We start from the raw sequence: 14,298 nt of genomic DNA, 5'->3' as shown, positions 1-14,298 counted from the left end.
GAAAACTATGAAAAAACAGTGCGGATAAACTTGTTTAATGCATTAAAAAAGAAGAAAATATAAAAGGATTGGACTATAGTGGAGATGCCTCCAATATAAGTATAAATAATGGGTAGGTCCTTCATGAGAAGGGTTTTAAAGGAGCAGTTATCGCTATTGCTGTCGTCGATGCCGGTTTTTTGAATCTTAAAAATAACCGAGCTTTTAAAAATGTGAATATCAAAGGTGCTAAATCTTTCGTCTATGAAAACGATGATCCATATGCGGTCGATATGCAAGGAGTTTGGGTAAGTTGATGTTATGGCCCTAGGTGGAGGAGCATGGATAATCGGGAAATCAGGCGCCGTTGCACCACGTAGCGGAACCTCCTATTCGAGTCCTATACTATGTGGCTTAGCCGCCTGTTTATGGCAAGCTTATCCGCAATTGAGCAACAAAGAGCTAATGGATGTAATACGCAAATCAGGAGATCGAATCAATAACCCGGTTATCCCTTATGGTTATGGTATTCCTGACATGAAAAAAGCAATAGAAATAGCAAAAGATATCAAAAAATCAAGATAACTTTAAAAGGGATATTAAAGCTACGGGCAGTAATGACTCAAAAAAGCCAGATCTCGCGACCTGGCCTTTAAACTAAACTTAAACATATGATTCACTAGTGGTCTGTCTTCTGTTACTGGCAAACCATCAGTTATTAAATACTATTTATACGAATTGATTGATTTGGATACTTTCCAGTCATTAGCCACACGCTCCAAGGTAACTAAGTCCGTTTTGGTGAAGTTCTCAAATTTCAACGTTACTTTAGCTACCATATAATCTGCAGATTCTTCTAAAATATCAGTGCTAACTGTGCAGTTCAGCTTTTCGCCTTTTTGTTTTTTCAAAGATTTAACCACTTCGCTACGGCTGTTAGACTGCGCATTGGTAGCTTGGATCTTTTGATTAAAATCTTCGGCGAATAACTGCTCTACTCCTGCTGATTCTCCTTCAGTCGTTACCGCAACATAGTGGTCCAGTGCCATGTCTGCAGTGGAAAGGTTAACGTTTGTTTTTGTTGCTTTGGCTCCAGGTCCTTCAGCTGCCATAGCGAATGTAGATACTGCGATTAAAGCTGCTGCTGCGAATGTTTTTACTAGCGTTTTCATAATGTCTTTTTTTATAGTGTTAGTTCTGTTGTTCTTATTTGTTGACTCAAAACTACAACACAACAGGCCCCTAGCATACAGGCTTTAGACTAACGATCGGGAAAACTCGGTGAATGGCGGGAATGGTAAGGTGAATTTTAAATTTGTGAAGTAGTTACGGTAATTTACCTTACAAAATCAAGAAATTTGTTCCAACAAGAAGAAAATCAAAACGATATGAAAGCAAAACAACTCTTTAGGCAAATAGGAATATTTTCGGCTTTATTAATCTTAATAGTGACGCATTGCTATGCAACAAACCGAAAACCAAAAATTCTATTTGTAGTGACTAGTCACGATACAAAAGGCAATACAGGCGAAAAAACAGGTTATTATCTCGGGGAAGAGAGTGATCACTGGCCAGAACCCTCAATCAGCCAAGGCCGTGGGCGTGGCTATCGTCAAGGCATTAGGTAAATAAGGTATCCAAAAAAAGCCACATCTCACGACGTGGCTTCTAAACTAAACTTAAAACATATGAAAACTATAGTATTCTTCTACAGTCAAGCCTACCCTTTTAGATAAGCTATGGACATATAGCAAGAATAATTTGTATAACTACTGCGAAAAAAACTCGGTAAATTCATTTTGAACTAAAAAGCCATAGTTATCCTCCGCTTTAATCCGGATCACTTTTATGCTATCACCATTTACGTTTTGCAACGGAAATTCCCAAAGATGACCAGAGGCCCGCTTTCGTAAAGGATTCGCCGTGCTACCTAAAGTGGGATAGATCTTTTGATTATTTTTTTCGATGATATCGGATATAAACGGATCTACACTTTTACTTTTCCGCATCTGGACCCATTCTCCATCATTTATCTGTACCATGACATTCGTACTATCTGCCGCTCCAAAAACATTTGCTAGCAATACGCCCGCTCTAACAGCAATATGCATTTGTTTTTTAGCATCCTGATCTACGGCTTTGAACTGAAACGAATAGCTATTGTTTTTAATATTAATCACAAAATACCCCCTTGGGCTACCGCACAGCATCCTGGCATCCGGAACTCCTTTGGCATCCTTCTCACCACGCCACCAGTTACCACAGGTTGCACCAGCACCCAATTCCTGTACCGCTTTATTTTTAAAGAAATAACGATCCACTTGATGGGTATGTCCAGACAAAATCAATACATTTTTATAATCAGCCAACAGTTGAAGTACGTCCGTCCTATTTCGTGTAAAAGCCATAGGAATATGCTGACTAAGTACTATTAAAGCATCTTTTGGAATATAGGAAAGATCATTTTTCAAAAATGTCAACTGCTCATCAGTTAATCTTCCTTCATAAGAATTTTTGCCTGTAGCAAAGACATTGTTTAACACGATAAAATGTACATTACCATAATTGAAAGCATAATTATCAGCTCCAAAAACTGCATTGAAACGGTCGTTCATATAATCTGGATTGGCAACGTTCCGATCATGGTTGCCGACCATTGTGTAGGATGACATCGGCAGTGCATCGATCATTTTCCCCACTTCAGGCAGAATCTCCATATTATTGTTGACTAAATCTCCCAGAACAAGATTAAAATCAATATCCTTCCTTTCTATAAGTTCGGAAAATATACTTTTGGCCGCAAATCCCAATTCCTCCTGATCGCTCACCTGCACATCTCCAATGGCGGCAATATTGAATTCGAGAGGGATATTTTTCCTCTTTCTTAATGGTATATCAAACACCAAAGTATCGGGAATAGTATGATTAGGATTAAGGTAATATGCATGTGTATTTCCTATTTTCTTTTCCTTTGCCCATACATATTCAGATGGAGTGATAGAAAAAATGGATTGACCAATCTTAGCTTCAAAGCTATATGCTCCGGTTTTATCGGTGCTTATCACATCAATACCATTTGATACCCGTATTTTAGAAAGCCTTTTCTCTCCTTTATCCAAAAGGCCATTGTTATTTTTGTCTTCAAAAGCATGTCCTTCAATCCAGACTTTCTTAGCTACTGCTACTTGGGCTGTGACCTTTATTACAAAAAGTAATCCCAAGATCCAGATAATGCTTATTTTTTTAATCATATTGTTCATTGCTGATAAATAAATCACGATCAGATAATTTTATACATCCGACCGTGACCTGAACTATGTTATAATCCTGGAATATCGTATTTGAAAAGGGCAGCCTTGCTGTTTATCACGGTGATCAAATAAGGTATTCCTTGATCACTTATCTGCATCACAAATTTATTCCCATTTTCTGGTGAAACCTGCACTGCAGTATTCCAGTTTCCTGTAGCTTCATTGTAGGTGCAGACCTTTATTCCATTGATTGCGTCTCCGTATGCCAAGAAAATTCGACCATCGGGGTGTATACGGATCGCCACATTGTCGCGGTTTGCGGAGCTACTGGTCGTTTGGCTGATACCGTCACCCAACTGTTTCCAACTGCTCCCATTCCAATGCATAACAAATGTTTTAAAAGCCGGTGAATTGGACTGGTAAACCATATAAATTTGACCGTCTTCTTTTACGTCAAGATCAATATTGATACCTCCGGAATTTGACTCTGCAGGTCCGACATTAACATTCCCGACCAAATTCCATGCACCATTTTCTAATCGATATACAGAAGGTTTACGGCTTGCTGTACCGCTTGTTAAATCCATGACGACATAATACAATTTATTATCCCGTCCTTTAAACATTTTTGAAAACCAGCCTGTAGTTGACTGTGCAAAGGACTGCCCCGTCCACTTTCCATTACGTAACGATTCAACATATGTACCACGGCTAGGGTAAGGAGAAGACGCACGTGAGAACACATATCCTAGATAAGGCACATTATTTTCATCCAACTTTAACGTTAAATAATTCACCCTGTTGAAAGATCCCTGCTGCTCGCCTACAAATGACCAGGTATTGTTCTCATACTTCATTAATGATGCATATTGTGCATTAGTTCCTGCCGTATAATCTCTAAATGCAACATATGGAATTCCTTGTTTCGAAAAATCTAACGAAATGTAATCGGCTCTTGTTGGCGTAAAGCCAGATTCATTCCCTAAAGTCTCCCATTGTTTGCTTTCACTATTGAACGCGGTAATAAGCCCCTTTCGTAAATCATCTGTACTGCCGGAAAATTGAACGGATACATACGGCTGATTATTTATTGGATTTATTTCAAGTCCTGCCTCCGCAACATTGTTGATTTGTAAAAAGTCGGGAAGCTGCATCGCTGTCCACACAGGTGCTGTCAGCCTGCCTACCTGAACAACAAAGTTTTCAGATGTCCCGCTTTCCAAATCCTGCAATGTCAGGGTTTGGGGATTGGAATAATCTAAAATGGTTTCCTTGCTTTTGAAATCTGCACCATTGGACTTCAGTACTGTGCCGTCATTGACAGTATATCGGGCAACCAACTTGGTGATATCGGCATCTACAGGTAGGTCTACTTTGATATCAAGTTTGCTTATTGTAGCGGGATAATCGCGAAACAAATATTCTGGATTATCAGCTGCATAGAAACCAAAGGAAAGAATAGATCCCGACTTTTGTGCCGAAACGCTATATTCCGACATTCCGTTTGGTGTCACAAAACGGTAGACCGTTGCTTTGGAAAGATCGACGGCTGTAACCCCAGATTCCTGAATATCTTTTCCAACGTATGCAACCATTTTCTCCGACGTACCTTTAAAGGAAGGTACTGCTTTTGTAATATCGACAGAGTTGGGCACACGAATCGAAATATGCTGTCCTTCGATAGTACCATATACTGCATCTTTAAGGCCCGGATTGCTTGCTGGGTCAAAAGAAAAGGATTGCAACTGTACATTATCTGCAAGTAATGCATCCTGTTTGCATCCGAGAAGAAACAGACTAAAGATCATTGTGATCAATATTAAACAATAGTGTTTTTTCATCCCTATATTTTTATGATGATGAAGTTTAGGTCTTATCTTTTTCAGACTTGTCTGATATGTCGCTGACCATTTCATCTGTATGAATTATTTCTTTAAATTTTCCGGTAATAATACCGCCTTTACTTTGTAGGCTTTATTGAGCTTCTGTTTAGCATAATCGGCAATGTCTGCAGCTTTTATCTGATCAAGCATTTGCTTATAACTGGTAAAAAATGACCAGTTTCCAAAACCATAATAAATATGGTTGCGCAGTTCTGCACTCCAAAATGTATCTTTTCCAAATTGTTTGTCGTATACCTGATGCATCTGCACTTTAGCATTATTGAGTTCTTCAACAAAGTAAGACGGATCTTTTATGATTTTATCAAGCTCAACCTGAACTTGTCCGATCAAAAACTCTGCTCTTGAAGGTTCGCAGGTAAAATTAATACGTGTGCGCATCAAATCGGTCGGTTCAGAAGTTGCACTGACACTGACGCCTACGCCATATACACCCGACTGCTCTTCTCGCAGATTCTTTCGGAGTTTGACCTTGAGCACATTTTCCAAAAGTTCATTTTTTAATATCTCAGGATAATCATAATGTGTAGAAGTGGTCTGATAAAACAAGTTAACCGTGGCCTTTTCGGCCTGGCCAGCATATAGGACAATTTCTTGATCTTTCCGCTGTTTATAAGCAGGGATCCGCTGCTCACTGCGGTAATATCCTGTGGGAAGTGCTGCTATATACTTTTCTACAAAAGCTTGAACACTATCTACATCAAAATCACCGACGAGCACAAAATCAAAATCTTTAGCTGAATGGAAACGTTCTTTGAATACTGGTACAATACGATCAATCTGTAGATCCTTTTCAATACGTTCCACCGAAAGTGTATTTTCATCCAAATCGTGCGCTCCTATAGCTTTGTTGATTGCTTGGTTATAGGCCTCCATCACATTGAATTTTTTATTCCTGGCGGCATCTAACCCTTGCTTTTTGATGCTTCCAAAAATTTTCTCATCGACACGAGGCTGAGTCCATTTTAGGTAGATCAGCTCAAACATAGACTTAATATCCTTTTGATTAGCTGAAGCTGACAGTCCTTCTCGATTTGGCGCTATCATAAATGTGGCCGATGCTGAGTTCCCATTTAAGAATTTTGTTAATGCCGCGCGCGTAAATGCCCCCGCACCACTGGCTCCAATTATATTTTTGGCATACACGGTGTTGACATAATCGGAGCTGTCCACAGCAATAAAGCCGCCTTTTCTAAAGGCTGTTAGTTGAATATGATTTTTTCTACTATCATTTTTCTTTAGAAAAAATCTGGCACCATTGGAAAGTTGCCATTCGGTCACACCGACCTCGTTGATCAGTTTCTTTTGTATCACTTTACCGGATATAGGTAGATCGCTCAGCAATTGCTGGGGAATTTCAATATGATCTATCCATTTCTTCAAATCTGCCTGAGCAGACTCTGCGAACAACTGGCGCAAAACACTTTCTTTGGGTAGATCGGCAATTAACCGTTCAGGAGCAGTTAGCATCACCGCTGTATTTCCTGGTTTAAAATAACCTTGGAGATGATGCAGGAGGTTTAAAGAATCCAGTCGATCCAGGTCACGCAATAGCTGCCCATTACGGGCTTCCTTATCCATTAATATTTGGCCAGTAAAAAAGACATCTTTTAATTGGCTCAACATCATATTGGCATTTAGTTCTTTGTTCTCTGGCGCGCGTTGAAGCTGTCTTTTATATTGCTCTCTATAATCAGACAGTTCCGAAGAGGTAAATCCGTAGCGCAAAATACGTTCGCGTTCTTTCAAATATTTAGAAATTCCAGATTTGATCTGCCCCTCGTACAAGGTAGCTCCACCAACAGAAAGCCCATTGTTCAATAAGAGATCGGAGACCGACATGGAAGCACTTTTATAACTGTCGTCTAACTGGGCAATTCGATCAAATCTTCTCTTTAAGAGTGCATTGACTGCTGTACGTTTTAAATTTTCAAAAAAATCGGCTTCGGTCTTAACAGCGTTGCTGGCTGGCAAAATCCCAATATAACTAAAATCAATACTACTGGCCTCTTTATCGGTATAGATATTAAAAAGTGTATCGGTATGATTTGCCAAGCTATATGAAACGCGCTTTGCTTCGGGTTTTCTGTTTTTAGCTTTTCCAAAAAGCTTTTTGATCATCTTTTCAACTGCTTTTGGATCTTGATTTGTTACGACAGCCAACCCCATTAAGTTTGGCCTATACCATTTTTGATAAAAATCTACTAGTGTCGGTCGACGAAAATTACGCAATATATCCAGCGTACCAATCGGTTTACGGATGCCGTAACGGGAATGAGAAAAAATCAAAGGCAGCGTCTGATCGCTCAGGCGGGCAGAAAGACCTTCCTTGGTCCGCCATTCTTCTATGATGATGCCACGCTCCTTTTCGATTTCCAAAGAATCGAAACTAAGATTGAATGCCCAGTCACTAACGATATCAAGAGCTTTCTCTAAGTTTTCCTTCGACTTGCTATTGATCGTAATTTTATAAACCGTTTCATCATAGGAGGTGTGTGCATTTAAATCAGCCCCAAATTTTACGCCCAAAGACTCCAAGTAGGTGATCACTTCATTTTTGGGGTAGTGCTTGCTGCCATTAAAAGCCATGTGTTCTACAAAATGCGCTAATCCCAACTGATCGTCCTCCTCCTGTAGACTGCCGGCATTGACAAAAAGCTGTATAGCAGTCTGCTGATTATTCGTATTATTAGGATAGATAAAATACTGAAAACCGTTTTTTAATTTTCCGCGCAACAGTTTTGGATCCTGTTTAAGGTCCTGAGCTTTCAACTGTATGAATGATACAAGAAGAACACTAAATATCCCTATTATCTTTTTCAGAATATCCATATGTCCTATATTTTAGTAATTTTCAGACTAGATTGTTTATGATCAGGGCCGGGTAGCCCAAGCGTAATATTCTTATCATTTCTGAGCAGACGAATAGTCAATGTGTTGTCTTTACCTTCTTCTACTGGATGATTAATCCAGCGTATTTTTATAGGCATTTCTACGACACCTGGCTTAAACAAAAGCGACGAGCCAGTATTAACAACTTCGAAATCTACGCCAGCTTTAAGCCCTTCGCCCGCTACCACTTCATAATCCACTTCTATGGCTTCAAACTGTGTTTTTGTACTGAAATAAACTTTATAGTCAACCGACTCATTTCTGTTTGCCTGCACCGTTATTTCCGAAACGTTATTTTGGTGGATATAGAAAAAAGGATGATCATATGGAGTTTCCAATTCTTTATTACAAGCTAAAAATAGCAGGGAGATGACACTCATTAAAAATAGGATATTTTTCATTTTTATTTATTTACAGTGGGATTGGGAGTAATGGATTTATTGGCATCTAATTCTGATTTGGGAATGGGAAGAATAAACAAATCATTTGGATATTTTACCAAACAGTTTGCCGAGTTACATCCAGCCCCACGATCCATTGATTCTTTATAACGCATGATATCGTAGATACGTTGGCCTTCAAAAGCCAATTCCTTGCGTCTTTCCAATTTTATTAATTCCAACAATTCATTCGGAGTACTATATTCGACAACAATGTCTGCAGTATTTTTACCTAGTGCCCTCGCTCTAATGGTTTTTAAGTCTTCAATCGCTAAATTGTATTGTTGGGTATGAAAATATGCTTCCGCCCTATTTAAATAGAGCTCGGCAGACCGGATCACTTTAAAGTTGACCGGCCAATTCAGATCACTTGTTGTTGAATACTTCCCATTCTTAAGAGACATATATCTCTCCGGGCTTGACTGTAGTTCAAACATTGATTGCCGAACATCATCTTTCGTGAATAAATTAAAAAAACGGTCTGAAGGATAGGCTAAAAAAGTAACTCTATCCGAATAGAAGCTTGACATAAAATTTGAAGACCTAATATTCAGATTCAGCTGCCAGATTACTTCAGATTTAATACTGTTAAAATCTGAAAGTTGGCTATCCGAAATGAACATATTTTTATAATCTTCGGCATTCACCAATTTGTACTTTACATCGGTCAATATTGACGATGAGTACTTAATCACATCTTCATAACGGCCCATGTATAGATATATCCTGGACAAAAGAGCCCGTGCGGCATCTGCTGAAGCATATATCTTAGTCTTTGCTGTGGAATTTTCCAAAAAGGTAATTCCTTGTTCTAAATCAGCTATGATTTGCGCATAGGTATCTTTCATACTTGCCCTGGGCACGCGGTCACTAGGTAATGGTGTTACTGTAGGAATAGGAATTCCCGGATGACTTCCATCTGCTGTATACGTATAATGCTGTGCATAAACATTTGCCAACGCAAAAAATAGTAGTCCGCGCAAAACATGGCTCTGCCCCATATAGCTATTAAAATCGTCAGACCTGCCATTTAGTGACTTACGTACCGTTTCAGCAGAGTTAATAACATTATTGATATTATTAATGGCCTCATAGCCTGTTGACCATATGGCTAAAGTCCCACCAGTTCCATCTTCTTCATCAAAAGTATAGTTATAGTCCGTTAACATATAATTTTGGGTACCATTTGTAATGCGCTGTACATCATCCCCACGTAAATCGCCATATATCCCATATTGTGACTGAAAAAAACGCGAGGTCAGGTTATAACTACCGACAAGTGCATCCCGCATACCATTCAGATCAGAAAATAGTTGCTCTTTGCCGAGTTGCCCTATGGGTTCAACCTCCAAAAATGATTTACCGCAACTTGCCAGCGTCAATGATAATGCAATTACTGTATATTTAAATAATTTCATATTAAATTCTGATTAAAAACCAATATTGATACCCAATGAATAATTAAGCACGCGACTAGATTCTGAAAGCATATTTGTATAGGTATTGTCAACTACGCTTCCACTTGTTACGCCAAACTGTTTAGCTAAGGATTCATAATTTTTTATTGATCCTTTTTTCGATGAATATGGAGTCCACATCGCGATATTACTTGCCATAGCCGTAACGGAAATGTGATCTAATTTTAATCGGCTAATTAGACCGCTATTAAAAGTATATCCTACACTGATATTATCTAACTCGAGGTATGTTTTGTCCAATAAAAAGCGGGTGGAGTTCATAATAGATGAGGTACTTGTATTCGAAAGTCGTGGAGAAGTGGCCAGTTGCCCCGGAAAATACCAAGAATTCAGCATATCAATGGATTGATTGCCACTCAAAATATTAAGCCCATCCAATCCATTATTTCTATTCGCCTGATCAAAATAATACCCTCCTTTTGAATACTTGAAGAAAATCGAAAAATTCCAGTTTTTATAATTAACATAATTCGTTAGTCCTCCATAATATTGCGGAGTTGAATCTCCAACAAGTACACGGTTTTCTGTATTATATACTTTAGTCACATTGCCGTCCAAATCATACCACATCGGGTCTCCTGTAGAAGGATCCACACCTGCCCAACGCACAAGATAGTAAGAGCGGGAATTATATCCTTTTCTCATGATCGTATTGCCCGAAACACGGTCAATATCTTCATTTAACTGCAACACTTTGTTTCTATTTGAAGATAAAATGAACGTTGCATTCCAATTAAAGTTTTCCTTTTGTATTATTGCTCCATTGACACTCAGCTCTACACCTGCATTTTGCATTTTTCCGACGTTTTGATAAGTACGTCTAAATCCACTTACCATAGACACATAGGCATTATCAATCATATCATGGGTGACATTTCGGTAGTATTCGGCCGCTACATTAAACCGACCAAACAATCTAAAATCTATCCCTGTATTGAGCATTTTTGTTGTTTCCCATTTCAGTCCGTCATTCACACCTCTCGACATCGTCGTTCCAGAACTACCCCCGTAGCTATAATTGGAATCGTATTTGTAAATACCACTGGCATAAGCTGAATTAAATCGAGAGTTACCATTATTACCGTAGGATGCCTTAAATTTCAAGAAATCAACAATCTTATTTTTTGGCCAAAAAGCCTCATTGCTTACGGTCCAGGCCGCCCCCACAGAACTAAAGGTTCCCCATTTTACATCTTTTCCAAAATTGGAACTGCCATCTTTTCGATAGGTATAGTTTATTGCATAACGTTTATCATATACGTAACCGGCACGCCCAAAATAGGAAAGTAACGTTTGTTTATCGCGACTCGTTGTGCCAACACGATTATCAGTGGATACAAAGCCGACTTCTCGAATATAATCATTTGGAAAATCAGTTCCAGTGGCAGAAACAGATCTACGTTCTTCTTTTCGTGCTTCGGTTCCCAGTACAACATCAAAGTCACCTTTAAAAATAGTACGTTTAAATGCTAGGGTATTTGTACTGATTAAGTTTAAAACCTGTGATTGTCCTCGGTAGGCCTCACCGTTGCTGGAAGAACCCGTATAATTATACATAGAAAGATACTGATCTTCATTGGCGCTGGTAAAATCTGCACCATTGAGGTTTGTAAAGACTAATCCATCCCATAGTTGATAAGTAAATCCTAAGGTTCCCAAAACATGTGCGGTTGCTTGTTTCTGTTCATTTTGATCGATCAAACCCGGCATACCCTGCAAAAGCCCGCCATTTGGATCGCGCTCAATATACTCACCATTTGGACCAAATGGGCTAATCAATGGGCTGTACTGAAAATAAGCATTACCCGGATTGAACATATCATCTTTAGAATAAGAAGCAGCAAGTGTGCTGTTCAAAACCAAGCGTTTGCCGACATTCCCGCTTACGTTTGAACGCACATCATAGCGTTTTGTAGAATTACCGATAATCGTCTGTTTTTCATCATAGATATTGGCTGAGAGGAAATAATGAACAGCATCTGTTGAACCCGACAGTCCTAAGCTGTGGAGATTAGTAAAACCAGTACGATTATATACATCTGCCCAACGCGTATCCTGGCTGGTATCGATTTTCCCCAACTGATCGACCATGCCCATGTCTTTGACCAGATTTAAATATTGATGCCCATTCAGTTGGTTGAGATGACTTGATGGTCTTCTATTTATCCCCGTACGAAATGAATAAGAGAGTTTAGGGGCTCCTTTTCCTCGTTTGGTTGTTATCAAGATAACACCATTGGATCCATTTGCACCATAAATTGTCGTTGCACTGGCATCCTTAAGTACGGTGACACTTTCGATATCATTCGGATTTATATATGTCAAGGGACTGATCGAATTTTGCATACCAGGAATTGCATTGGTTGTTCCGCCAGTGTAAAGTGGAACACCATCTACAACCCATAAGGGCTCATTTGATGTTATACCGCCAACGGTAGATGCTTCGCCACGTATTCTAGTGCTATAGCGTGATCTTGCAGAACTATTTGTTCCACCATCTTGTGAATTAAATTCAACCCCGGGCACGACACCTTCCAGTAACGCATCTAATCGGAGCGCAGGCCTATTATCCAGGTCCTTTCTTGTAATCGTAAAAGCCGATCCTGTTTGGTTCTCTCTCGCTTCTTTGGTACCATATGCTGTTACAATGACCTCATCCAAATAATCCATACTTTTTTGGAGCACGATCACTAAGTTTTTTCCAATATCTTTAGCGGGAATTTCTCTGGATTTATAACCGATGTAACTGACCACAATAGTCGCCTCCATAGGAACTTCTAAACTAAATTCGCCGGCATTGTTAGTACTGGTAACTTTATTACTTCCTTTGATGGCGACACTTACACCAGCTTGATATGAAGGAGATTTACCATCCTGATCATCGATGGACACACGTCCTTTCAACAAGATTGTTCCCTCGTTTTCTTTCATTCGAGTTAATGTAATAGTTTTATTAACAATCTTATAGTCAACATTAAGCGCTCTTGCTAATTTCGACAATGCAGCTTGTATCCCATCTTCATCAAGTGAAATCTGAATCATAGCAGCGTTTTCTACAATACCTGTGTCATAAACAAAAGAATAACCTGACTGCTCTTCTATCTGCTTTAATACTGTTTTAAGTGGCTTTTTGGTTGTATCGATATGAATTCGCTGTGCGAAACTTTGCTGTATGCTACAAGACAATAGCCCAATTGTCATTAAGGTGGTTAGTTTAACCGAAAGCAATTCCGGATTTAAAAAAGCCGGGCTTCGTTTAAAGAATTTTTCATTCATTGTATTAAGGTTAATTATTTCCGAAATTTACATAGAGGACCTTGCCTTTCATCTGAAAATTCCCGTTCGTTAAGTTTTTCATAATCTCAAGCACATCTGAGGTTTTTGTGCCATTTACTATTTTACCAGAGATATGCTGGTTAGGAACAGCGGACTGATAAGATAGCTCAAAACCATACCACTGGCTAAGTTGATGAAGTACAGCCTTAATAGATTCATTATCAAATTCAAAATCTAGTTTGCGCCATGCCTCTTTCTCTAGCTTCTCCATCCGTTGAAGAGACAAAACTCCATCTTTGTTTACGGCTATATTATTGGGTTGCAATATGACATTTTGGTTTCGATTGCTTAGCTCAATTTTCCCCTCGTGTAGTGTGGTAATTGTTTTATTAAAATTAGGATAAGCTCTGACATTAAATTTTGTACCGAGAACTTTGATCTGCTGATCTACTGTTTTTACGACAAAGCTGCGTCCAGGTATTGATACGACCTCAAAATACGCCTCTCCTTCCAATGAAATTGTCCTTTGTGCCGCCTTGGCGTAATCTGGAGACAAGACGATCTTCGATCCGACGTTCAGTGAAACTTTAGTGCCATCTGGGAGAATAACTTTGGTAAACTCCCCTGCTGCTGTTGCCAAGGTTCTTAAATTATGGTGTTCTTTGAGATCTACATATCCTGTCGAATCTAAAAAATCATGCAAACTGCTACTAATTTCTTCGGTTTGGCCTGAACTGTCTGTAATCCATGCCGCTGATCTAAAAACTTCATCATTATTTCCCTTTTGCTGAATTGACCAGATCCACACTGCAGCAGCAGAGAGAAAAAGTAGTGCAGCGGCAACTCGCCATACCCATTTCAACCTCGATATTTTGTAAGGGGCAATACGTCGGTTAATCTCTGCCCAGTTTTTATCTTTAAATTCGACAGCCGAGAGATTACTATCGAGTATTGTTTCACTATCGTCAAAACTATTGTACCAAAGATGAAATTGTATAATATCTTCCTCAGAGGCTTTTCCCTGGTTGATACGGGAAATGATTTCTTTAATTTCTTGTTGCGTCTTCATACGATTAACAAT

Annotated in this window: 10 protein-coding genes; 2 read left to right on the top strand and 8 right to left on the bottom strand. The window is 39.1% G+C overall.

Annotation, left to right across the window (positions count from 1 at the left end; genetic code table 11):
* The first annotated feature begins 300 nt into the window (after positions 1-300).
* Entirely contained in the window at positions 301-564 is a 264-nt protein-coding gene (locus B2W36_RS10800; RefSeq protein WP_293887724.1) for a S8 family serine peptidase, read from the top strand.
* 140 nt (positions 565-704) lie between these two features.
* Here B2W36_RS10800 and B2W36_RS10795 read toward each other — a convergent pair whose 3' ends face one another.
* On the bottom strand, positions 705-1,151 hold the full coding sequence (locus tag B2W36_RS10795) for a nuclear transport factor 2 family protein (protein WP_293887723.1): 447 nt from the start codon (positions 1,149-1,151) through the stop codon (positions 705-707).
* 216 nt (positions 1,152-1,367) lie between these two features.
* On the opposite strand from B2W36_RS10795, the gene B2W36_RS10790 reads away from it, so the two are divergent.
* Positions 1,368-1,607, top strand: coding sequence for a hypothetical protein (locus B2W36_RS10790; RefSeq protein ID WP_293887722.1), 240 nt, complete (start codon positions 1,368-1,370; stop codon positions 1,605-1,607).
* Between the two features lie 141 nt (positions 1,608-1,748).
* Here B2W36_RS10790 and B2W36_RS10785 read toward each other — a convergent pair whose 3' ends face one another.
* The 7 genes from B2W36_RS10785 to B2W36_RS10755 all read right to left on the bottom strand — a co-directional run bounded on the left by B2W36_RS10785 (position 1,749) and on the right by B2W36_RS10755 (position 14,286).
* On the bottom strand, positions 1,749-3,230 hold the full coding sequence (locus B2W36_RS10785) for a calcineurin-like phosphoesterase C-terminal domain-containing protein (protein WP_293887721.1): 1,482 nt from the start codon (positions 3,228-3,230) through the stop codon (positions 1,749-1,751).
* 68 nt (positions 3,231-3,298) lie between these two features.
* The gene (locus tag B2W36_RS10780) at positions 3,299-5,071 is read right to left on the bottom strand and encodes a hypothetical protein (protein ID WP_293887720.1); all 1,773 of its coding nucleotides are present in this window, start codon (positions 5,069-5,071) and stop codon (positions 3,299-3,301) included.
* Positions 5,072-5,155: 84 nt separating this feature from the next.
* Positions 5,156-7,963: a M16 family metallopeptidase gene (locus B2W36_RS10775; RefSeq protein WP_293887719.1), complete on the bottom strand. Its 2,808-nt coding sequence runs from the start codon at positions 7,961-7,963 to the stop codon at positions 5,156-5,158.
* A gap of 5 nt (positions 7,964-7,968) precedes the next feature.
* Complete coding sequence (locus B2W36_RS10770) at positions 7,969-8,424, bottom strand: hypothetical protein (protein ID WP_293887718.1); 456 nt, start codon at positions 8,422-8,424, stop codon at positions 7,969-7,971.
* A gap of 2 nt (positions 8,425-8,426) precedes the next feature.
* Positions 8,427-9,881 carry a RagB/SusD family nutrient uptake outer membrane protein gene (locus tag B2W36_RS10765; RefSeq protein WP_293887717.1) on the bottom strand — a complete coding sequence of 485 codons (1,455 nt, stop codon included), beginning with the start codon at positions 9,879-9,881 and terminating at the stop codon, positions 8,427-8,429.
* A 12-nt stretch (positions 9,882-9,893) separates the two neighbouring features.
* Positions 9,894-13,217, bottom strand: coding sequence for a SusC/RagA family TonB-linked outer membrane protein (locus B2W36_RS10760; protein ID WP_293887716.1), 3,324 nt, complete (start codon positions 13,215-13,217; stop codon positions 9,894-9,896).
* Positions 13,218-13,227: 10 nt separating this feature from the next.
* The gene (locus B2W36_RS10755; protein ID WP_293887715.1) at positions 13,228-14,286 is read right to left on the bottom strand and encodes a FecR family protein; all 1,059 of its coding nucleotides are present in this window, start codon (positions 14,284-14,286) and stop codon (positions 13,228-13,230) included.
* Positions 14,287-14,298 lie beyond the last annotated feature (12 nt).

This window comes from Sphingobacterium sp. UBA3549, from assembly GCF_002376635.1.
GTDB lineage: Bacteria > Bacteroidota > Bacteroidia > Sphingobacteriales > Sphingobacteriaceae > Sphingobacterium.
The sequence above is the reverse complement of the archived record's forward strand: the minus strand, read 5'-3'. Positions and strand labels throughout refer to the sequence as shown.